This window comes from Enterococcus sp. DIV0755f, from assembly GCF_051713725.1.
Taxonomy (GTDB): domain Bacteria; phylum Bacillota; class Bacilli; order Lactobacillales; family Enterococcaceae; genus Enterococcus_D; species Enterococcus_D casseliflavus.
The window spans coordinates 2,575,899-2,596,164 of record NZ_JBIOQL010000001.1 but is presented as its reverse complement, the minus strand read 5'-3'; the positions used below and the strand labels follow the sequence as shown (position 1 = coordinate 2,596,164).

Here is a 20,266-nt window from a genome sequence, read left to right as displayed (position 1 = left end):
AGGAGCCAAAAAGCCATGATTCGTCCAATCGCCCCTAATGAAGCGTATCCTTGGGCGTTGCTGCTGGATGCAGATCCTGATAAAGCAGTCGTAGAAAGCTATCTATATAATAGCCAAACACTTGTTTATGAAGAAGCTGGAGAAATGATTGGTGTGCTAGTTTTTCAAAATCAAGGCAAGAACTGGGAGATCATGAATGTGGCCGTTTCGCCAGAAAAGCAAGGAATGGGCATCGGTCGTCAATTGCTGCAAGCTGCCGAAGAAGCGATCCTCAGTCAGCACCTCGGGGCAAAACGGCCGATCGTAGTGATCAAAACTGGTAGTCTGCCCTCTGCAGCCTTGACTTTGTACCAAAAGCAAGGCTATGTTGAAAAAGAGCGGGTGAAGAATTATTTCACCACCCACTATGTCGAACCGATTTTTGAGAATGGGCAGCAGCTGTTCGATCAAGTGATTTTGGAAAAACAACTCTAATGGATGAAGAGACAGTCTAAGTGAATGAGACTGTTTTTTTCTTGTCCTCGGAAATCGCTTTCTTCAAGCGCCGACTTGCGGTAAAATAGACAGTATCAGAATAATAAAGGATTGAGGGAAAAAAATGGCGATTTTAGTCTTTGATATGGGTGGTTCAGCAGTAAAATATGGCGTCTGGGCACAAGATTCTTTGGTGAGTAAAGGGAAATTCACTACTCCAAATACTTGGGAGGAAATGAAAGCACAGCTGCAGCAAGTGAGGGCAAGCGTAGATGAAGAGATTGAAGGCGTTGGAATCAGTGCGCCAGGTGCGGTCAATGCCCAAGAACGGCGGATCGACGGCATTAGTGCGATCCCTTATATCCATGGGTTTGATATTTACTCAGAACTCGAAGCAGCGTTTGGGGTACCCGTAACCATCGAAAATGATGCCAATTGCGCTGGGATGGCTGAATTTTATCAAGGAGCGGGCAAAGAGTATCAGCAAGCAGCCTTCGTTGTGATCGGAACAGGCGTTGGCGGTACCCTGTTTCAAAATGGTGAGCTAGTCCGTGGGGCACATTTATACGGTGGCGAATTTGGGTTGATGATCCTAGATCAAGGCAAAACATTTTCGCAACTAGGGACAGCAGTTCAGATGGCCTGGCGGTATTGTGATCGGATCGGAGTGGATCGAACGACGATTACCGGTGAAGAGGTCTTTCAACGTGCAGAAGATGGCGATGCCATTGCGATCGAGGAAGTCAATAAATTTTACAACTATTTAGCACAAGGACTGTTCAGTATTCAGTTTGCTTTTGATCCTGAAGTGATCATTATCGGCGGTGGTGTCAGTGCCAAAAAAGGCTTGTTAGAAGAAGTGGACCAGCGCTTGAAAAAAATGTTGGCGGATCAAGCATTAAATGATTTCGTCCCACTGATCAAGCTATGTGACTATCGCAATGATGCCAATTTAGTTGGGGCGGCGGCAAATTTTCAAGCATTGTATCCACGAAATAGCCGCTAACATGAGGATGTAATGTTTTCAAACGTCCGTTTGAAGAAAAAAATATCAAATCAAAGCGTATCGGCAGCAAGCAAAGAGGAAAAACCTTTGCTTGCTTTTCTTTTTATCCGAAAATTAGAAAAGCGATTCCATTGTTGCTGGATCAATGTTTTAAAAGCACCATTTTTTATCGGCGAAAAAAATAAATTCTGAATAGGTGAAATATTCTGATAATTCGTTGACATTTCCTAGATTTTTCAGTATATTGGATAACATATTCAGGGGAAGTAAAGGAGAGGAAAATTATGAAAAAGAAATTTGCATTTTTGTTTGCGAGTTTGTTTTTATTGACAGCTTGTAGTGCAGGACCAACAGGTGGACCAACGGATAGCAGTGGTGCTGCTGAAGGTGGCAATAAACAAGAGGGAGATACCATTAAGATTGGTGCCAACTTAGAGTTGTCTGGAGCAGTTGCTGCTTATGGGACGGCTGAAAAAGAGGGGATCGACTTGGCAGTCGAAGAAATCAATGCTGCCGGCGGCGTTCTTGGAAAACAAATTGAAATCATTTCGAAAGATAACAAATCAGATAACAATGAAGCTGCGACAGTAGCAGCCAACTTAGCAACCAATGATAAAGTCGTTGCCATTATTGGACCAGCAACTTCAGGTGCCACAAAGGCGGCTTTACCGAATGTGACGAGAGCCCAAGTACCGATGGTCACTCCTTCAGGTACCGATGATGCAATTACTTACACCAGTGGAAAAGTCCAAGAATTTGCGTTCCGTTCTTGTTTCCAAGATAGCTTCCAAGGAACAATCTTGGCAAAATATGCAGCAGAAAATTTGGATGCTTCAAAAGCCGTAATCTTGGGTGATAACTCAAGTGACTACGCAATTGGTTTGACGGAAGCATTTAAAGAAAGCTACCCAGGCGAAATCGTCTTAGAGGATAACTTTACCGAAGGCGACAAAGATTTCCAAGCAGTTCTTACAAGAATCAAAGATGTTGACTTCGATGTCTTGTTCATTCCAGGCTACTACACAGAAGCTGGTTTGATCATCAAGCAAGCGCGAGAATTAGGAATTGATCAAGCAATCATTGGTGCGGATGGATTCGGTGATGAAAAAATGGTTCAAACAGCTGGTGCAGAAAATGTCAGCAATGTTTACTATACAGGTCACTTCTCTACCAAAGCACCAGCAAACGACAAAGTTGAGCCGTTTGTGGCAGCTTTCAATGAAAAATATGGCAAAGAGCCTTCTGCTTTTAATGCATTAGCCTATGATGCCGTTTATATGATCAAACAAGCGATCGAAGATCAAAACTCAGCAGATTCATTGGCGATCGCAGCTGGTTTGTCTGAACTGAAAGACTTTGTCGGTGTGACCGGTGAAATCACGATGGATGAAAATCATAACCCTGAAAAATCAGCAGTTGTTTTAGGATTGACTGACGGGAAAGAAACCTCAGCAGACACTGTGGAACCTTAAAAAACCCGCAGTTGTTTGGCAGTGAAAACTGGGACAGACCTGATGTGTTTGTCTCAGTTTCTTTTCTCTAAAAGAATGACCATAATAAATGATATTGGAAGTGAGTATATGGAAATGATGATCCAACAATTGATCAACGGCTTGTTTCTAGGCAGTATCTATGCCTTGTTAGCGTTGGGTTATACGATGGTGTATGGCATCATCAAGTTGATCAATTTCGCCCACGGAGAAGTTTACATGATCGGTAGTTTTATCGGTTACTTTTTGATCAATCAATGGCAATTAGGGTTTTTCCCCGCGTTGTTCATTTCAATGATCGCCAGTGCAGCTCTTGGGGTAACGATCGAATTTTTAGCGTATCGTCCCTTACGCAATTCCACGCGAATTTCGGCACTGATCACGGCAATCGGGGTTTCTTATTTTTTGCAAAATGTCATGATCTTTTTCTTTTCAGCCAATGTGCGCCCCTTTCCGCAAGCGATTGAACGACAAACTTATTCCATCGGGTTTGTTCAAGTAAGTAATGTCCAGTTATTGATCTTGGCTGTTTCGGTTACCTTAATGATTCTCTTGCAATTGATCGTGAAAAAGACCCGTATGGGAAAAGCGATGCGGGCAGTAAGTGTTGATGCAGATGCAGCGCGTTTGATGGGGATCAATGTCAATCGAACGATTTCCTTTACCTTTGCCTTAGGCTCGGCTTTGGCTGCAGCTGGCGGGATGCTGATCGGTTTGTATTATAATTCCATTGATCCATCAATGGGCGTCGTTCCTGGTCTGAAATCTTTTGTTGCAGCGGTTCTCGGCGGGATCGGGATCATTCCTGGAGCAGCCTTAGGTGGCTTTGTGATCGGTTTGGTGGAAACAGCAGCGACAGCGCTTGGTTTTTCTGATTATAAGGATGCTTTAGTGTATGTCATTTTAATAATTATATTGTTGGTTCGTCCAGCTGGGATCCTCGGCAAAAATATCAAAGAGAAAGTGTAGGTGGCAGAAATGAAAAAGAATTTACGTTACAACTTAATCTGGCTCGCTCTGGCAGCTATTCTTTATTTTGGATTATTTGCAGCCTACAATGGCGGAATGATCAATTTGTTCTCTGATGCCATCATCGTCAATATCGGAATCAATATCATCTTGGCAGTCAGTTTGAATCTGATCATCGGCTTTTCAGGGCAATTCTCCTTAGGACATGCTGGATTTATGGCAATCGGTGCTTATGCTGGCGCGATCCTGTCGGCAAGCAATCCAACCTTTGGCGGCTTTTTAACTGGTTTACTGGTGGGGATGCTGGTTTCTGGTGCAGTCGCATTAGTGGTTGGGATTCCGACCCTCCGTTTAAAAGGCGACTATCTAGCGATCGCTACCTTAGGTGTGGCAGAGATCATTCGGATCTTGTTGGTGAACCTACGAGGCTTGACCAATGGTCCTGCTGGAATTTTCGGATTGCCCCAATTCAGTAATTGGCAGATCGTCTTTCTCTTTGCCGTTTTATCGATTCTTGTCGTGTCAAACTTTATCCATAGCGGACCAGGTCGGGCGACTTTAGCGATTCGGGAAGATGAGATCGCTGCAGAATCAATGGGGGTCAACACAACGAAATACAAGGTAATTGCGTTTGTAATGGGGGCAGTGATGGCAAGCATTGCTGGTACCCTTTATGCCAGCTATCAGCAGTCGGTTTTCCCACGAGATTACGGTTTTATGAAATCGATCGATGTATTGATCATCGTCGTTTTTGGAGGGCTTGGGAGTACCACAGGAGCAGTTGTTTCGGCAGTAGTGCTAGGAATCTTAAATATGTACTTGCAAGGCTTCTCTGATTTGCGCATGATCATTTATGCATTGGCTTTGATCATCATCATGATCTTTAAACCAAGCGGACTTTTAGGGACATGGGAATTCTCCGTAAAAGGACTGCTGGATAAATTTAGAAAAAAGGGGGATGACAACGATGCCTCTATTAGAAGTTAAAAGCTTAACGAAAAACTTTGGCGGTTTAGCTGCTGTTTCTCATGTAGACCTCCATTTAGATACCAATGAGCTGGTCGGATTGATTGGACCAAACGGTGCTGGCAAGACAACGCTCTTTAATCTCCTGACAGGTGTGTATGAACCTAGTGAAGGGGAAGTGCTTTTTGAGACCCAAGGTAAGCCAAAACGTTTAAATGGCGTGAAGCCCTATAAAATTGCGGATTTAGGTCTTTCAAGAACCTTCCAAAACATTCGCTTGTTTAAAAATTTGACTGTGATGGACAACGTCTTGATCGCTATGAACAGTAAGCATAAAGAAGGACTGCTGACTAGCATCCTGCGTTTGCCAAAGTACTACAAAAACGAAGCGTCCATGAAGAAAAAAGCCTTAGAGCTGTTACGGATCTTTGATATGGATGGCAAAAGTCAAACGTTAGCGAAAAATTTGCCTTATGGCGAGCAGCGTCGGTTAGAGATCGTACGCGCATTGGCTACAGAACCAAAAATTCTGTTTCTTGACGAGCCGGCTGCGGGGATGAATCCTCAAGAAACAACAGAACTGACAAAGCTGATCTATAAGATCCAAAAAGATTTTCAATTGACGATCCTCTTGATTGAGCATGATATGAGTTTGGTCATGGAAGTGTGCGAACGGATTTATGTGCTGGAATACGGCCAAGTCATCGCCCACGGTGAACCAGAAGAGATCAAAAACAATCCGCGGGTGATCGAAGCTTATCTAGGAGGGGAAATCTGATGCTGGAAATTCAAAATTTAAGTGTACACTACGGCATGATCCAAGCGGTCCATGATGTTTCCTTCCACGTCAATCAAGGGGAGATCGTTTCACTGATTGGTGCCAATGGTGCAGGGAAAACCACGATTTTAAGGACGATTTCTGGATTGATCCGCCCCTCAAATGGCTCAGTCACTTTTGAAGGAAAACGAATTGAGAAAGAAGCACCGCAAAAAATCGTCGCAAACGGCTTGTCGCAAGTGCCAGAAGGGCGGCACGTCTTTTCAGGATTGACGGTTCAAGAAAACTTAGAGATGGGCGCCTTCTTGCGTAAAGACAGTGGTGTCAAAGAAGACTATGAACAAGTTTACCGCAAGTTTCCTGTATTGAAAGAACGCCTCTCGCAAGATGCGTCGACATTATCTGGCGGTGAGCAGCAGATGTTGGCAATGGGGCGGGCATTGATGTCAAAACCGCGCTTGCTTTTGCTGGATGAGCCCTCGATGGGCTTGGCACCGATTTTTATCAAAGAAATTTTTTCAATCATTCAAGAAATCAAGCAGCAAGGAACGACTGTGCTGCTGATTGAACAAAATGCAAAAATGGCTTTATCGATTGCCGATCGCGGCTATGTATTAGAAACGGGGAAAATCGTTTTAGAAGGTACTGGAGAAGAATTACTAGCAAGTGATGAAGTAAGAAAAGCGTATCTAGGAGGCTAAACAATGAGCGTAAGTGATTTTATGACGAAGACGGTCGTCACCGTCGATTCGCAGACACCGATCTTTGATGCAGTAGATTTAATGAAGCAGCACGATATCCACCGTCTGCCCGTCGTTGACGATGGTAAATTAGTAGGGTTGATCACAGAAGGAACGATCGCTGAAGCAACTCCCTCAAAAGCGACAAGCTTAAGCGTTTATGAAATGAACTATCTCTTAAATAAAACGACGGTCGCTGATATCATGTTGAAAAAAGTGACCACGATTGAACCAGATGCACTATTAGAGGACGCCATTTCCGTCATGCGTAGTGAAAACGTGGGGGTTTTACCAGTCATGGATGATGATACCCTAGTGGGAATCATTACCAACAATGATATTTTCGATGCCTTTTTGAAAATCACTGGCTACCATGATGGCGGAACCCGAGTGTCCATCGAGATCACGGATGACCATGTAGGCGTGTTAGCAGACGTGACCAAGCTGCTTGCCGATCATCAGATGAGTATTTTGACCATCGTAGTCAATCGGATGGCGCTAAAAACGATTGTTGAGATCCAAGTAGAGTCGCGCCAAGTCGCAGCGATTGAGAAAATCTTAAGCGATGCGGGGTATACCGTAACCAGTGCTGTCTTGACGAACCAGAAATGAGACAAAGCAGCAAAAGTAGTCGATCACAACGATTGACTACTTTTTTTCGTTCCAGATGAGATTTTCTTTTTCTTTTGCTGGTTTTCTGTTAAAATAGGAAGGTGCTGTAAAGAAAGAGGTGCAATCATGTCTAAGAAAAATAAAGATATCGAAGTCCGTATTGAAGAAACAACGAAAGCCATTCATGGCAAAGACTATACCGTCAATGAATTATTTATTGGTAAAAAACGTATCGGTGAGATTTTAACGACTGGACCGAAAGAATTTCAAAGCTTTTTAGGGGATGAAGATCTAGGTTCAAGCAGAAGTTTAGAAGCTGCAATCGAGATGATTATTCGCCAATGGAATTTACATGAATAATTTCTAGAAAAATTTACTTTTTGCTCTTGCAATTTGTTATCTTTTTCGGTATTATAACTATTGTCAGGTTTGAGAAAAACCTTTTGGAGGAGTAGCGAAGTGGCTAAACGCGACGGACTGTAAATCCGTTCCTTAGGGTTCAGTGGTTCGAATCCACTCTCCTCCACCATTATTGGGGTATAGCCAAGCGGTAAGGCAACGGACTTTGACTCCGTCATGCGTTGGTTCGAATCCAGCTACCCCAGTCAGATGAATACGCAGAAAAAAACAGCAAGTAGTTTTGCTGTTTTTTTTCGTTATTTAACCATTATTTTTTTTGGTTTGAGGAAGGGCTATAAGTTGAAGATTTTTTTTATTTGCGATACGCTAGTAGTAAAGCATTCGGGAGATGAAAACACATGAAATTTAAACTGAATCTAAAAGAAAAAGTAACGGAAGTTGCCGAGCATGTCTATGACGTTGTCAAAAAGGAAGACTATGCGATTCGTGTGGCTCCAAAAGGAATCAAAGTAACTAAACAGCGTAAGACAAAAGACACGATCAAATGGCGCGCAAAAAATCATTGATACGAATCACAGAAACATTTTTTTTAAAGGATCCACCTTGAGAAGCACTTGTGCACAGCACGGTGCTTTTTTTGTTTTCCTGAAAAATAACAATGAAGAAATAATTAGCGATAGCTTACTAATTCGTCAGCTTGTCATCACCGATCGTTTTGTATGCTTTGTTATATTATTATGGGCTGTTTTTTCTAATTGAATTTAAATAATCAAAAAATAAAATATTTTGATGTAAATTACCTTATTTAAGGCGATAATTTATTGATTTTCGAGATAAAATAGGGAGGTTATTTGCACAAATTATAAGTTTTATATTGAGTATCTGTTATCATATGGTACTATTACTTTATAACTGAAGCGCTTACAGATAGGTTTAGTATATTCGGAACCCAATAATTAGATCAAAATGAATAATAGCAGAGTGTATCTTTTCTGGTATTGCAGCGAAAATTAACAACCTAAGAATCAAAGAGAGAGTTTAAACAATGTACCACAGTGAGTAAAAGAATTATGAGAATTTTCCGATAACAATTTAAAAACGGCGGCTCGTTAACATGTATCGTTTCTCAGCGTTACGATTAGAGGGTGAAGGAAAAGACTCCGGTTAAACGTTTACGTAATACGTACGTAAACGTTTAACTAAAAAAGATTGCCTAGCGCTTAAGGAAAGTTGTCCCATTTCCATTAAGAAATAAAAGACAAAATAAAATTGAGGAGTGTTTTGTATGAAAAATAGCAAAATAGTAAAGTCGGTCTGTTTGTTCTCCAGCGTATTTATTTTGGGAGCGTGTAGTAACTCGGATGATCAAGAAACCATTGGTTCTGGAAATCATGCAACACAAGGGGAAGAAGGGACTCCTGCCTGGCAAGAAGAAGAGATCGATCTGGTTTTTGCCAGCCGCTATTATGGGGAAGAAAATAGCGAAAATCCAATGTGGTTAAATATCGAGAAATTTATGGAGAAGTATCCGAACGTCAATGTTATTCGTGATGCGCAATTTGCCAATGGTGAAAATGGAAACTTTGAACAATTGGAAATGCTGAATGCCCGTGCACAAGACAATGACTTACCTGACATTTATTTTTCGCCGATGTCTGCTGAAGTTTACGATCGTGAATTTACGCTTGATTTAACCCCTTATTTAGAAGCAGATGATGAAGCGCAATGGATCTCTGAGAACGCAATGGAGTTTTTACGTACCCATGACGGAGAAGAAATCTATGGCTTGGCGTGGCAGTCTGTTTCTCAATATGTGTTAGTCAATACACGGCTCCTAAGAGAAAACAACATTGCGATTCCAGACTACAACTGGAGTTATGAGGAGTACGAAAATCTTCGAAGTGAAATTGCAGTTCTAACACCAAATAGCCCAATCTTTCCAGGTGTTGTCGGATTTGGTGAAATAGGTCCAAATTACTTTGATGATATTCCCAATGGCTGGAAAGGATTCAATATTGAAACAGAACGCTGGGACTTAGCTAGTGCAACTAATTTTGGTGAATATTATGAGCGATTTGCCCGCGAGGCAATCGAAGGGTTGCATTTTTATGATCTGAGCGAAGAGGAAAGAGTAGCAAAAGTTGGCAACTTGAGTTGGGCGTTTGGTGATGGCTTGCAAGTGTTAGATAGTGGCTGGTTATGGGCGTTAAGTGGCGATGTTTCTGAATTGATCGAAACGCGGGATATGGAGATCGATATTTACCCAATGCCTACTGCTCCTCGTGGTGAAACCTATATTCCAGGTTACTATGATACCTTCAGTATCTCTAGTCAGTTAGAAGATGATCCTGTCAAGGCGCAGGCGGCATTTGAGCTATTGAAGTGGTTGACTTATGGTGAGGAAGGATTGCTGTCCAGATGGGCATTGATCGATGAATATACAGGTCTTCCAGAAGATGCACCACTACGAGCAGAAGATCGCTTGATGGACTTTATTCAAGGATGGCCAATCACGACCAATCCAACGGTACTAGCAAATCATCCACTGGTAAAAGGCTTCGATGAAGAGAGCGGATTAGCAAACTACAATTTTTCTGCCTTTAAAGAAGAAGCATTCCAACAACAGCTTTCAAATCCAGTGGCTTACCCAAGACAGATGCCTGGATTCTCTAATGTTCAAGGGGATGTCGATCCTTGGGAAATCATGCACCAAATCAAAGATGAAGGTGTTCGCTACAGTGACATTGCAAGCGAATGGGATCGCAGAATCAATGAACAGATCGAAGAATACTTACGACAATACAATCGATGATCACTATAGTCAATACCTACCTTGTTATGGTCATTGGAACCATAACAAGGTTTCCTTGCATCAAAAAATGAGTGATAGGTTGGGATGCTATGACGAAGAAGAAAAATAGAAGGACGGTCAAAATCGCCTGGTCGATCGTAGTAACGATTGCGATTGTATTCGCAGCAGCTCTTTCTTCCCAAAACGATAGTGGAGGGGAGCAAGAAGCACAGGGGAATGAAGTAAGGGCTACTGAAGAAGTAATGGCTTTCTCCTATGAAGCGGACCACTATTATGCGATTGCGATGAGGCGAGCGAAAGAAGGGCTTGAGATTCCCCTTGAGGAAGTGACCAATCAAGCGCCAGAACGCACAGGTGGCGAATTAATTCCTCTTTCTCAGAGTAAAAACTATGAGGGGCATGTCACCAGTATTCAAGCTGGGGACAAAATAGTGTTTGACATCAATGTGCCAGTCAGTGGTTTGTATGAAGTGTGGATGGATTATCGTGTAGATGAGCAAACATTTTTAAATCCAGAATTGTCATTGAGAATCAACGACACCAGTCAATTTAATGAGATGAATGCATTGACGTTGCCGCTACAATGGCAGCAAACAAATGATGAAGCCGCTATTCAATTTGACCGTTATGGCGATCAGCTTCAAGCACGATCAGAACTAGCTGGGGAGTGGGCGCAACAACCATTGAAAGACCCAAATCATTTTTTTGCAGAACCATTGAAGTTTGAACTTGAGCAAGGCGCGAATACCTTTTCTTTTGAGGTAAATGAAGGGGTTCTTTTGCTAGGAGATATCATTATCAAAAATACGCAACAATCGATTCCCTCGTACGAAGAATATCTTGCGTTGCATGAAGGAACATCAAGTCAAAATGAACAACAATTGTTGACGATCGAGACGGAAGCGCCTTTGACAAAAAGTCGCAGAAGTATTCGTGGGCAATATCTCCGAAACCCAGCATTGAGCCCTTATGACTATCAAACTCGATTATTAAATGTATTAGATGGTGCTTCTTTTTCAGAACCCGGAGACCAGGTGACGTATCTTTTTGATGTAGAAGAGAGTGGTTTTTATCAGATCACCTTCAAGTATTTACAAAATATGAATAACGGTATGCCTGCTAGAAGACGAATCGAGTTGAATGGCGAAGTTCCATTTGAGGAAATGAGTACCTACACTTTTGATTACGCAAATAAGTGGACGCATGAAACCCTAAGTGATACTGAGGGGAACGCGTATGTTTTTTATTTAGAAGAGGGACAGCACACGATGTCTCTTACGATTGATAGCACGTTAGTAGCAGCACCCTATCATGAATTGCTTGCATTACTTGGAAAAATGGATGCCATTGGTGCAGAAGTCGTGCGCTTGACGGGTGGTTTGGTCGATCGTCAAAGAGACTGGCGGATCGAAACTTATTTTCCAGAACTCAAAGCTTCATTAGCAGAGATCCTAGAGGGATTAGAAACACAAAAAGAAGTGCTTATCGATTTATTTGGCAACGAAAAATTGCCCATTTTAACTGAATTAGCCGTGGCTATCTCAATGGTAGAGAGTTTCTATGAACAGCCTGATACATTGCCACATTATTTGACCCGTTTTAATCAAGGGTATTCTTCCGCATACGGAAGGATTCAATCTGTTCTGCCAACATTGATCACTAGTCCGTTATCAATGGATCGCATTTTCATCCACGATGCCAATGCGGAATTACCAAGGGAACGAGCTGGGATCTTTACTACAGCCTTCGAAGGAGTTAAGGCATTTATTTATACCTTCATCAATCCAAGATATAGGCAAGTCAATGAAACTGAGGGAGAAGCAATTGAGGTCTGGGTCAATCAATCACGATTGAACTTGGAGATCATCCAGCGACTGGTTGATGAAGAATTCACACCAAAAACAGGAATCCAAGTGAACTTATCTTTGTTACCAGATGAACAACGAATCATTTTAAATAATGCTGCAGGAAGTGTACCAGATGCTGCTCTCAGTGTCAGTCATGGGATGCCGTTTGAGCTGGGGTTGCGAGGGATCATCGAGGATCTTAGTGCATTGGAGGGATTTGACCAGCTTACTGCTGATTACAATCCGAATTCCTTTACGCAATACATCTATGATGAAGGCGTCTATGCGATTCCAGAAACGCAAACAGTCAAACTGCTATATTATCGCAAGGACCTATTGGAGATGATCGGAGAAGAGCCGCCACAAACTTGGGAAGAAATGATCAGTATCATTCCTTTGTTGCAAAGATACGATATGAATATCTATATTCCTTTAGGATCAGATAGCTCACATAAAGGTTTCGACACGACGACACCTTTTATTTATCAGTACGGCGGCAGACTGTTTGATGACACAGGGAGTCAAACGGAGATTCATTTAGGCGGTGCCTATGAAGCGTTTGATTTTATGACTAGTCTATTTACGGTCTACAATATGCCCTTGACTACTGCACAATTTTATCAGAGCTTTCGTGATGGGAAAACGCCGATTGGGATCGGTGATGCGAACCTGTATGTGCAATTAAAACACGCAGCACCTGAAATCGCTGGACAATGGGGGATGATCCCAATTCCTGGTATAGAAAATGCAGAGGGAGAAATCGAGCGCTGGGACCCTACCTATGGTTCTGCATCGATCATTTTTAGCGATAGTGAGAAAAAAGCAGAAAGCTGGTCATTCTTACAATGGTGGAACAGTAGCGAAACACAGGCGACGTTCTCCTATGATCTGCAGGCGACCTTGGGGCACCAATTCCTTTATCTGCCCGCTAATCTAGAAGGGTTCAAAGCAAGCGCTTGGCCGCAAGAATCAAAGCAAGTGATTTTAGACCAATGGCAATGGATTCAAACCACAGGCAGAGTTCCTGGAGATTATATTGTTGAAAGAGAGCTAAGCAATGCTTGGAACAAAGTAGTTTTAGATGGGGAAAATCCACGAATCGCCATTGATCATGCCGTCGGGATTATCGATAAAGAGTTGGAAAGAAAATTGAGGGAATTTGGGTATATCCAAGAAGATGTCTTGGTCCGACCTTTTAATGTCCCCGTATTAGAAACAATTGAAAGGTGGATACCAAGTCATGATGGGGATAACTAAATCAAGTCAAAAGACAACGAAAAAAGAGCATCGCTGGCTAGATCGTCTGTTGAATTCATCGTTTCTCTTTCTTTCGCCTTATGCACTATTATTCGGTTTACTGATTTTATTGCCTGTTTTAGTCGCTTTTATTTTATCCTTCACCTATTTCAATACCGTTCAATTTCCAGAATTTATTGGTTTTCAAAACTATATTGATTTGATCATGGGGGATACGATCTTCTTGCAAAATGCACTGATGAATACGATCTTGTATGGGGTGATCGTCGGTCCAGTAGGCTATATGTTGGCTTTTTTCCTCGCGTGGAATATCTCGCAAGTCACGCATCGGATGCGAACCATATATACGGTGATCATTTACTCGCCTTCAATTACGGGCTCTATTATGATGGGGACGGTTTGGCGCGTTTTATTCAGTGGCGATGAGACTGGCTACTTGAATCATTGGCTTTTAGAATGGGGGATCGTTCGAGAACCGATTCAGTTTTTACAGCAGCCTACGATTTTATTTGTCATTATGATTTTTATCGGGATTTGGAGTAGCATGGGAGTCGGCTTTTTAGCCATGTTAGGTGGTCTATTGAACATCGATCGTTCACTTTATGAAGCAGGAAGTATTGATGGTGTGAAAAATAGATGGCAAGAAGTTTTCTTTATTACAATTCCTTCTATGAAACCTCAAATGTTGTTTGGGGCAGTCATGGCCATCGTTGGCACGTTTAACACAGCCGGATTGGCGGCGGCTTTGAGTGGTGGAAATCCACCTCCGCAATATTCCGGTTGGTTGATCGTTGATCATGCGCAAGACTTTGGCTTTACACGGTATGAGTTAGGCTATGCGTCAGCCGTCACAGTTGTGCTACTACTTATTGTGGTCCTATTTAATCGTGTCAGCTATAAGCTGTTTAGTGAAAACTAAAATTATTATCTAGAGAGTGGTGAAAAGATGTCGAGTCCCGTTAAAGTGAATCCACAACGATTTCATAAAGACCAAACGAAGATCCACGTACTTTTGATCTTCGTTTCACTGATCATGGGGTTACCAGTGATCTTTATAATTAATCATGCATTTAAACCATTTACCGAGTTATTTGCTTATCCGCCGACTTTTTTTGTTCGGCAGCCTACATTAGAAAATTTTCAGCTCTTGACCAATTTTTCCAATCAATCCGGTATCCCAATGAGCCGTTATTTGTTCAATAGTTTATTCGTAGCGTTCACGTTGATTGTCTTGACGTTGTTGATCAGCTCCTCCGCTGCCTTTGCACTATCTAAGCTGCATTTTAAAGGCAAGAAGACCTTTAACAAAATCAATACTTTGGCGCTTATGTTTGTGCCTGTTGCGGTGGCGATCCCGCGGTTTTTGATCATTGTTCAATTAGGACTTTACAATTCGATTTGGGCACACATTATTCCAATGTTAGCAATGCCTGTCGGTTTGTTTTTATTGAAGCAGTTTATTGACCAAATCCCAGATTCCTTGATTGAAGCGGCCAAAATGGATGGGGCAAGCTTTGCTCGAATTTATTGGAGTATCATCATGCCGATGATCAAGCCCGCGCTGATCACGGTTTCATTACTGACGTTTCAGTCGGTGTGGGGCAATGTAGAAGCTTCCGCTATTTTTATGGATAGTGAGGCCATCCGAACGCTTCCTTTTTACATGTCGACTCTTTCTTCACAAACTGGAAATGTTGTCGCTAGTGCAGGAGTGGAAGCGGTCGGGGGACTCATCATGTTTGTACCGAATTTGTTATTGTTTATCATTTTGCAAAATAAAGTCATGAATTCGATGGCGCATACGGGGATCAAGTGATATGAAAAAGAAGACGATGCTTATTTTATTGGCGCTGCTCTTGGCAACTTTAGTACCGGAATCAGTTCTTGCCCAAGAAGTACCCTATTTCACCTTCACTACAGATAGTGAAAATTACTTTCTACGGACGCAAACGGCCTATACACCTGCAAAAGAAATCACCACCTTTGATGGGCGATCCTTTGTCGAACCTAATCATGTTTTCGTTGATCGCGAAGACAATGTGTACATTTCTGATACAGGGCTGAATCAAGTCATCATTCTTGATAAAGAACTGTCTTATCAAGGAACTTTAGCTAGCGAAGAATTGGTTGAAGTGCAAAGTACCTTCGTCACAGATGAGATTATTTACGCAGTAGATACGAGCCAAAATAAAATCTTTTTATATGACAAAGAGACGCATGAATTCTTACAAGAAATCGGTACGCCAGACGCACCCGTATTCAATGAAGGTTACCCTTTCTTACCGACGCATCTAGCGGTCGACATGCGAGGAAACCTCTATATTCGAGGCTCTGAATCAAGCAACGGCTTGATCATGCTGAATCGCGCTGGAGAGTTCGTTACCTTCTTTGGTGCCAACCCTTTAAATGTTCCACTGTTAGATCAGATTCGTTCTTTCTTTTTAACAGAAACGCAGCAACAAGCAATGGAAACTGTTTTTCCAAATATTATCGCTGATGTGAGTATCGATCAAAAAGGATTTGTTTATACGGTGACTTCTTCATTGGCAGCGGGAGCGATAAAAAAGTTTAATGTCGCAGGACCCAATTATTTTCCGGATGATCTGTTGGGGGAATTTAATATGGAAAGTATTTGGGTCGGTCAACAAGACAGCGTCTATGCCGTTTCCTCAGATGGTTGGATCTATGAATATGATGCGCAAGGACAGTTGCTCTTCGTGTTTGGAGGCAATGATGTGATCTCTAGTCGTTTCGGGATTTTAAGTCGTCCTACGAGTATCGCAGCCACCTCAGACAATGAACTGATCATCGTCGATCAAGGAGCATCTTCCTTGGTAAAGTATGAACGTACTCGTTTTACAGAAGCGGTTCATCAAGCCATGAGTAGTTATCAGCAAGGGGAATACCGAGTGAGCCAAGAGCTTTGGGCGTATACCTTGAATTATAATTCCGTTTTCGATAACGCACGGATTGGATTAGGCAATGCCTATTTACGAGAAGGTGACGCTCAGTCAGCTTACCAGGAATTTATGAGTGCTGAGTTTACCCCTGGAATATCGGCGGCTTTTTGGGAAATTCGGCAAGATTGGCTGAGTGCCAATTTAAATACCTTGTTTGTCCTGATGATGATTGGCTTTCTCTTATGGAGCATATGGCGATTGTTAAAGAAATTTAGTCGCCGTTCTCTTTCGTTAAGCCATAAACTTCAATGGGTGAAAAAGTACAAACTTGTCGATAATTTCTTGTTTATTTTTGAGTTTCATCAAGCGATTTTTGATGGAATCTATACGATCAAACGTCGCAATCGGGTATCAGTGTTTTTCTCTATGATTCTCTTTTTTCTCTATATTGTTTTGTTTCTGAGCTATCATCAATGGACAAATGTAATTTTTGTAGCAAACAATCAATATCTATTATATGAACTAGCACTCCTCATTTTTATAGTCTTATTATGGGTAGTATCAAATTATTTGATTTGCTCGATCAATGATGGGGAAGGTACATTTATCCAAAGTGTAAATGGAACTGCTTATGCGATGACACCACTATTATTTGTTTTTCCAGTCGTTATTCTTTTGAGTAATGGTCTTACCTTAGAACAAAGTGTCTTTTTCTACCTTCCACAAGCAGTTACAGGACTTTGGATCTTATTTCTACAATTTTTTGTGATCAAAGATCTTCACAACTATGACGTAGGCGAGACGTTTTCGATCATCTTTAAAAGTATTTTTACCATGTTGATTATTGGGCTATGTGTCTTTGTCCTGTACACATTAGGTAGCCAGCTTGTCAACTTTATTCTAGATGTGATAACTGAGGTGAGTGCCCGATGAATAAAAAATGGCTGACTTATATACTAATTTTACCAGTAATTGCTTTCCTGGTTGTTTGGCTGATCAGTCCGAAAGAAGAAAAGCCCAGAATCGAGCCGATAATGAACGATTTTCAGGCAGTGACAGTTAACACAGCAGCAAAAGCTTCTGAGGAAAGCTATGATGTACCGTCTGAAATTCCAGCTTCTTTTCGGTTAGTAGCTGAAAATGAGCAACTGATGTTGTATGTCGAAGAAGAGACGGCGGCTATCATCGTCTTTGACAAGGTGAACGGCGAGCAATGGACTTCCTATGACTATCAAGCAGATTATGTTGAGATGCAATATAGTCAAGAAATCGTCAATTATATCAAGTCTGGTGTTTCAATCGTTACGTATGATCGCGCAACACCAGGACGACGGACACTCATGGATTCGGGTGTCACGAAAGAATACCAGTTTCACGAGAGTGGTTTTGTTGCCAGTATTGATTTTACTTCACAAAAGATTCGTTTTGAATTGAGGGTCAGTATTCAAGGTGGTGATCTTCTTGTTCATATTCCCAAGGAAAGTGTTGAGGAGTACAATGAGCATCTCTGGCAGCCAGGAAACAATAATATTTCACTGAATCAACTGATCTTGTATCCATTTTTCGCTAGTACAGAAGGTGAAGAAACAGGGTATCTAGTTGTACCCGATGGTCCAGGGGCAATCATTCGCCTAGATGAGACCCCAAGATCTCTGGTCGGGTATTCTGCCCCTGTTTATGGCTTAGATCAGGGGTATGAAGACAATCCTCGAGGAGGTGCCTACCCGTCAAAGCCAATTGAGCTTTTGACGTTACCGATCTATGGAGTGATTAAAGAAGAGAACACCGCTGGCGTGTTAGTTATTTCTGAAAACGGAGAAAGCTATGCCACGTATAACTATCGACCCAAAAATACAGATACGCATTTTTATCAATCCTATTTTACTTATACCTATCGTACCGCTTATTCACAATTTCAAAGTCGGATCAATGAAGATCAACATATCTTAGGCTTTCAAGAACTTCCCAATGATTTTGATGTCGTGCAACGCTATGTTTTCTTGCGAGAAGATGAGGCGAATTATGTTGGTCTGGCAAAAAGTTATCGAAGCTTTATTGAACAGGTTGGAGAGACCAAAGAAAAAGCGACACCTGTTCAATCGATGCCTGTGAAAATTGATTTCTTAATGAATGAAGTAAAGCTGGGAAATTTGGGGATTGAGGAGGTAGCGCTGACAGATCATCTGCAAGCACAAGCAATCACAGAGCAATTACTAGAAAGTGGCATCGATCAGTTAACGGTCACTGCTAAATCGTTTTTACAAGATCGCTGGGCATATGGCATTGGCCCGCAAAAAGACCTAAAGAATAACCAAGACTTTCAAGCGCTGTTGGCAACCTTTGATGAGCATGAGATCGCTTTTAACTTTTATGTGGATTATACGAAATCTTATCATAATGCAAGCAATCAGCAAACGTATAAATTAAATAGGAACGATTTTCAGTTTTTTGATCCAGAAAAGGCAACCCTCAATTATATGAATAGTCCTTACTCCTATGCTTCATCATTAGAGAAGGACTTAACGACACTCGCTGAGCTTGAGGGCGTGAGTCTGGCTTTGGCTGGATTCGATCACAATTTGTTTACTTTTTTTGAAGACCGTCAGATCCATAGCAGCCTGGTGACGATGACAAGTGTCAAACAGTTGCTTGAGCGATTGGAGGAAGCTGAGGTAGCAGCGAATATGTATCGACCAAATGCGTATCTTTTCCCTTACCTCGATGATTATTATGATACGCCTATCTATTCTTCAGGGTTTGTTTTTATTGATGAAACGATTCCATTGTTGCAACTGATTTTAAGTGGACAAGTTGAGATGTATGCCACCTATCTGAATAGTGTTTCCCATGACCAAGATACCCTTTTGCGACTGATCGAATTTGGTGTTTATCCTGCATTCGTCTTGACGGGGGAACCAGCATACAAAATGAAAGGTACCGGTGCGAGTGCAATCACTGTTTCTGAATATGAGTATTTAGCAGAACGAATCACCTTTTATTATGAGGCAATGAACGAAGCCTTGGCAGGTGTCAGAGGAAGTGAGATGATCGGCCATCAACGCTTAGCAGAGGGGGTCGTTCAAGTAACCTATGCCAATCAAAAGACACTAACGATCAATTATAATGAAACGACCTTTGATACAGGGGAAGTCACAGTAGAAGGAAAGGGGGTCGTTGTTCGATGAAATTATCCATGGAAAAGAAAAAGAAGTTAACAGGGGTGCTTTTTGTCAGTCCTTGGATTATTGGGTTTCTGACGTTAGTCGCCTATCCGCTTAGTCGAACGATCTTCTTTAGCTTCCATAACGTCTCCTACGGGATTCGTTCAGGCTGGCGTTATAATTGGGTCGGTTGGGAGAATTATGACCGAATCTTGTTTCAAGATATTGACTTTGTGATCGCCTTGCAAGACTTTTTTGTGGCTACCTTATTTCAGGTACCCGTGATCATCGCCTTATCCGTGATTATCGCCATGCTATTGAACCAAAAAATCCGTGGTAATTGGTTCTTTCGTCTGATCTTTTTTCTACCTATTATCATCTTAAGCGGCAAACTGATGACCATGATCAGTGAGTATGGTGGAACAGGAATTGTGGCGAATCTCGTGATTCTCGATATTTTAGAACTTTTTATTCCTTCACAAGCGGTTGTTCTACTGATTGCAGAACTATTTGAAATGATTGCGCAACTGCTATGGTATTGTGCAGTTCCAGTATTGATTTTTCTAGCATCCTTGCAAAATGTCAACCCGAGTATCTATGAAGCTGCATCGATCGACGGCGCCTCTTCTTGGGTCAGTTTTTGGAAAATCACTTTACCGATCATTTTTCCGTTGATCAATGTCGCTGTCGTGTTTATAGTCGTTTTTTTAGCAAATTTCGAAGCAAATCCGATAGTTTCCATTATATTAGAATCCACTTATGACGGGGCTAGAAGAGAAGGCTATGCATCAGCGATCGCTATATTGTACACATTGTTCCAATTTTTAATGATTGGTATTTTGTATACGATCATAAAAGAGCGCAAGAAAAGTAAGGCGGGTTAAGAACATGATG

17 protein-coding genes and 2 tRNA genes are annotated in these 20,266 nt (G+C 41.8%); all 19 read left to right on the top strand.

Going from position 1 to position 20,266, the window contains the following annotated elements; genetic code table 11:
- Nucleotides 1-15 precede the first annotated feature (15 nt).
- The 19 genes from IGI73_RS11930 to IGI73_RS11840 all read left to right on the top strand — a co-directional run bounded on the left by IGI73_RS11930 (nt 16) and on the right by IGI73_RS11840 (nt 20,256).
- Nucleotides 16-474: a GNAT family N-acetyltransferase gene (locus IGI73_RS11930; RefSeq protein WP_428206591.1), complete on the top strand. Its 459-nt coding sequence runs from the start codon at nt 16-18 to the stop codon at nt 472-474.
- Between the two features lie 124 nt (nt 475-598).
- The gene (locus IGI73_RS11925; protein WP_005228730.1) at nt 599-1,480 is read left to right on the top strand and encodes an ROK family protein; all 882 of its coding nucleotides are present in this window, start codon (nt 599-601) and stop codon (nt 1,478-1,480) included.
- A gap of 284 nt (nt 1,481-1,764) precedes the next feature.
- A complete protein-coding gene (locus tag IGI73_RS11920; protein ID WP_010749790.1) occupies nt 1,765-2,952 on the top strand; it encodes an ABC transporter substrate-binding protein in 1,188 nt (395 codons plus the stop codon).
- A gap of 108 nt (nt 2,953-3,060) precedes the next feature.
- Nucleotides 3,061-3,939: a branched-chain amino acid ABC transporter permease gene (locus IGI73_RS11915; RefSeq protein WP_005228742.1), complete on the top strand. Its 879-nt coding sequence runs from the start codon at nt 3,061-3,063 to the stop codon at nt 3,937-3,939.
- 9 nt (nt 3,940-3,948) lie between these two features.
- Nucleotides 3,949-4,926 (top strand): branched-chain amino acid ABC transporter permease, encoded by a 978-nt coding sequence (locus IGI73_RS11910; RefSeq protein ID WP_005228744.1) that lies wholly within the window; start codon nt 3,949-3,951, stop codon nt 4,924-4,926.
- Nucleotides 4,907-5,683, top strand: a complete 777-nt coding sequence (locus tag IGI73_RS11905; RefSeq protein WP_015510179.1) for an ABC transporter ATP-binding protein — start codon at nt 4,907-4,909, stop codon at nt 5,681-5,683. Before IGI73_RS11910 ends, IGI73_RS11905 begins: the two co-directional genes overlap by 20 nt.
- Nucleotides 5,683-6,384, top strand: a complete 702-nt coding sequence (locus IGI73_RS11900) for an ABC transporter ATP-binding protein (RefSeq protein WP_015510178.1) — start codon at nt 5,683-5,685, stop codon at nt 6,382-6,384. The genes IGI73_RS11905 and IGI73_RS11900 overlap by 1 nt, the downstream gene beginning before the upstream one ends.
- Nucleotides 6,385-6,387: 3 nt before the next feature.
- The gene (locus tag IGI73_RS11895) at nt 6,388-7,035 is read left to right on the top strand and encodes a CBS and ACT domain-containing protein (protein WP_010749788.1); all 648 of its coding nucleotides are present in this window, start codon (nt 6,388-6,390) and stop codon (nt 7,033-7,035) included.
- A gap of 126 nt (nt 7,036-7,161) precedes the next feature.
- The gene (locus IGI73_RS11890; protein ID WP_005228752.1) at nt 7,162-7,395 is read left to right on the top strand and encodes a DUF2969 domain-containing protein; all 234 of its coding nucleotides are present in this window, start codon (nt 7,162-7,164) and stop codon (nt 7,393-7,395) included.
- An 85-nt stretch (nt 7,396-7,480) separates the two neighbouring features.
- Nucleotides 7,481-7,564 (top strand) — tRNA-Tyr (locus IGI73_RS11885).
- Nucleotides 7,565-7,568: 4 nt separating this feature from the next.
- Nucleotides 7,569-7,640 (top strand) — tRNA-Gln (locus IGI73_RS11880).
- A gap of 153 nt (nt 7,641-7,793) precedes the next feature.
- Nucleotides 7,794-7,961 (top strand): hypothetical protein, encoded by a 168-nt coding sequence (locus IGI73_RS11875; RefSeq protein WP_005228760.1) that lies wholly within the window; start codon nt 7,794-7,796, stop codon nt 7,959-7,961.
- A 719-nt stretch (nt 7,962-8,680) separates the two neighbouring features.
- Entirely contained in the window at nt 8,681-10,207 is a 1,527-nt protein-coding gene (locus IGI73_RS11870; RefSeq protein ID WP_428206589.1) for a carbohydrate ABC transporter substrate-binding protein, read from the top strand.
- An 89-nt stretch (nt 10,208-10,296) separates the two neighbouring features.
- Complete coding sequence (locus IGI73_RS11865; protein ID WP_428206588.1) at nt 10,297-13,311, top strand: extracellular solute-binding protein; 3,015 nt, start codon at nt 10,297-10,299, stop codon at nt 13,309-13,311.
- The gene (locus IGI73_RS11860; protein WP_087627829.1) at nt 13,295-14,230 is read left to right on the top strand and encodes a carbohydrate ABC transporter permease; all 936 of its coding nucleotides are present in this window, start codon (nt 13,295-13,297) and stop codon (nt 14,228-14,230) included. The genes IGI73_RS11865 and IGI73_RS11860 overlap by 17 nt, the downstream gene beginning before the upstream one ends.
- A gap of 27 nt (nt 14,231-14,257) precedes the next feature.
- Complete coding sequence (locus tag IGI73_RS11855; RefSeq protein WP_270289869.1) at nt 14,258-15,127, top strand: carbohydrate ABC transporter permease; 870 nt, start codon at nt 14,258-14,260, stop codon at nt 15,125-15,127.
- Between the two features lies 1 nt (nt 15,128).
- Nucleotides 15,129-17,144: a hypothetical protein gene (locus IGI73_RS11850; RefSeq protein ID WP_438759229.1), complete on the top strand. Its 2,016-nt coding sequence runs from the start codon at nt 15,129-15,131 to the stop codon at nt 17,142-17,144.
- A complete protein-coding gene (locus tag IGI73_RS11845; RefSeq protein WP_428206586.1) occupies nt 17,141-19,396 on the top strand; it encodes a DUF5696 domain-containing protein in 2,256 nt (751 codons plus the stop codon). The genes IGI73_RS11850 and IGI73_RS11845 overlap by 4 nt, the downstream gene beginning before the upstream one ends.
- Complete coding sequence (locus tag IGI73_RS11840) at nt 19,393-20,256, top strand: carbohydrate ABC transporter permease (RefSeq protein ID WP_289229854.1); 864 nt, start codon at nt 19,393-19,395, stop codon at nt 20,254-20,256. The genes IGI73_RS11845 and IGI73_RS11840 overlap by 4 nt, the downstream gene beginning before the upstream one ends.
- Nucleotides 20,257-20,266: the final 10 nt, after the last annotated feature.

Bases quoted from the DNA above. Each gene is read 5' to 3' on its own strand.
- IGI73_RS11915 (WP_005228742.1), top strand. From the start codon at position 3,061: ATGGAAATGATGATCCAACAATTGATCAACGGCTTGTTTCTAGGCAGT.
- IGI73_RS11870 (WP_428206589.1), top strand. From the start codon at position 8,681: ATGAAAAATAGCAAAATAGTAAAGTCGGTCTGTTTGTTCTCCAGCGTA.
- IGI73_RS11910 (WP_005228744.1), top strand. From the start codon at position 3,949: ATGAAAAAGAATTTACGTTACAACTTAATCTGGCTCGCTCTGGCAGCT.
- IGI73_RS11855 (WP_270289869.1), top strand. From the start codon at position 14,258: ATGTCGAGTCCCGTTAAAGTGAATCCACAACGATTTCATAAAGACCAA.
- IGI73_RS11850 (WP_438759229.1), top strand. From the start codon at position 15,129: ATGAAAAAGAAGACGATGCTTATTTTATTGGCGCTGCTCTTGGCAACT.
- IGI73_RS11900 (WP_015510178.1), top strand. From the start codon at position 5,683: ATGCTGGAAATTCAAAATTTAAGTGTACACTACGGCATGATCCAAGCG.
- IGI73_RS11905 (WP_015510179.1), top strand. From the start codon at position 4,907: ATGCCTCTATTAGAAGTTAAAAGCTTAACGAAAAACTTTGGCGGTTTA.
- IGI73_RS11930 (WP_428206591.1), top strand. From the start codon at position 16: ATGATTCGTCCAATCGCCCCTAATGAAGCGTATCCTTGGGCGTTGCTG.
- IGI73_RS11925 (WP_005228730.1), top strand. From the start codon at position 599: ATGGCGATTTTAGTCTTTGATATGGGTGGTTCAGCAGTAAAATATGGC.
- IGI73_RS11890 (WP_005228752.1), top strand. From the start codon at position 7,162: ATGTCTAAGAAAAATAAAGATATCGAAGTCCGTATTGAAGAAACAACG.
- IGI73_RS11865 (WP_428206588.1), top strand. From the start codon at position 10,297: ATGACGAAGAAGAAAAATAGAAGGACGGTCAAAATCGCCTGGTCGATC.
- IGI73_RS11840 (WP_289229854.1), top strand. From the start codon at position 19,393: ATGAAATTATCCATGGAAAAGAAAAAGAAGTTAACAGGGGTGCTTTTT.
- IGI73_RS11860 (WP_087627829.1), top strand. From the start codon at position 13,295: ATGATGGGGATAACTAAATCAAGTCAAAAGACAACGAAAAAAGAGCAT.
- IGI73_RS11875 (WP_005228760.1), top strand. From the start codon at position 7,794: ATGAAATTTAAACTGAATCTAAAAGAAAAAGTAACGGAAGTTGCCGAG.
- IGI73_RS11845 (WP_428206586.1), top strand. From the start codon at position 17,141: ATGAATAAAAAATGGCTGACTTATATACTAATTTTACCAGTAATTGCT.
- IGI73_RS11920 (WP_010749790.1), top strand. From the start codon at position 1,765: ATGAAAAAGAAATTTGCATTTTTGTTTGCGAGTTTGTTTTTATTGACA.
- IGI73_RS11895 (WP_010749788.1), top strand. From the start codon at position 6,388: ATGAGCGTAAGTGATTTTATGACGAAGACGGTCGTCACCGTCGATTCG.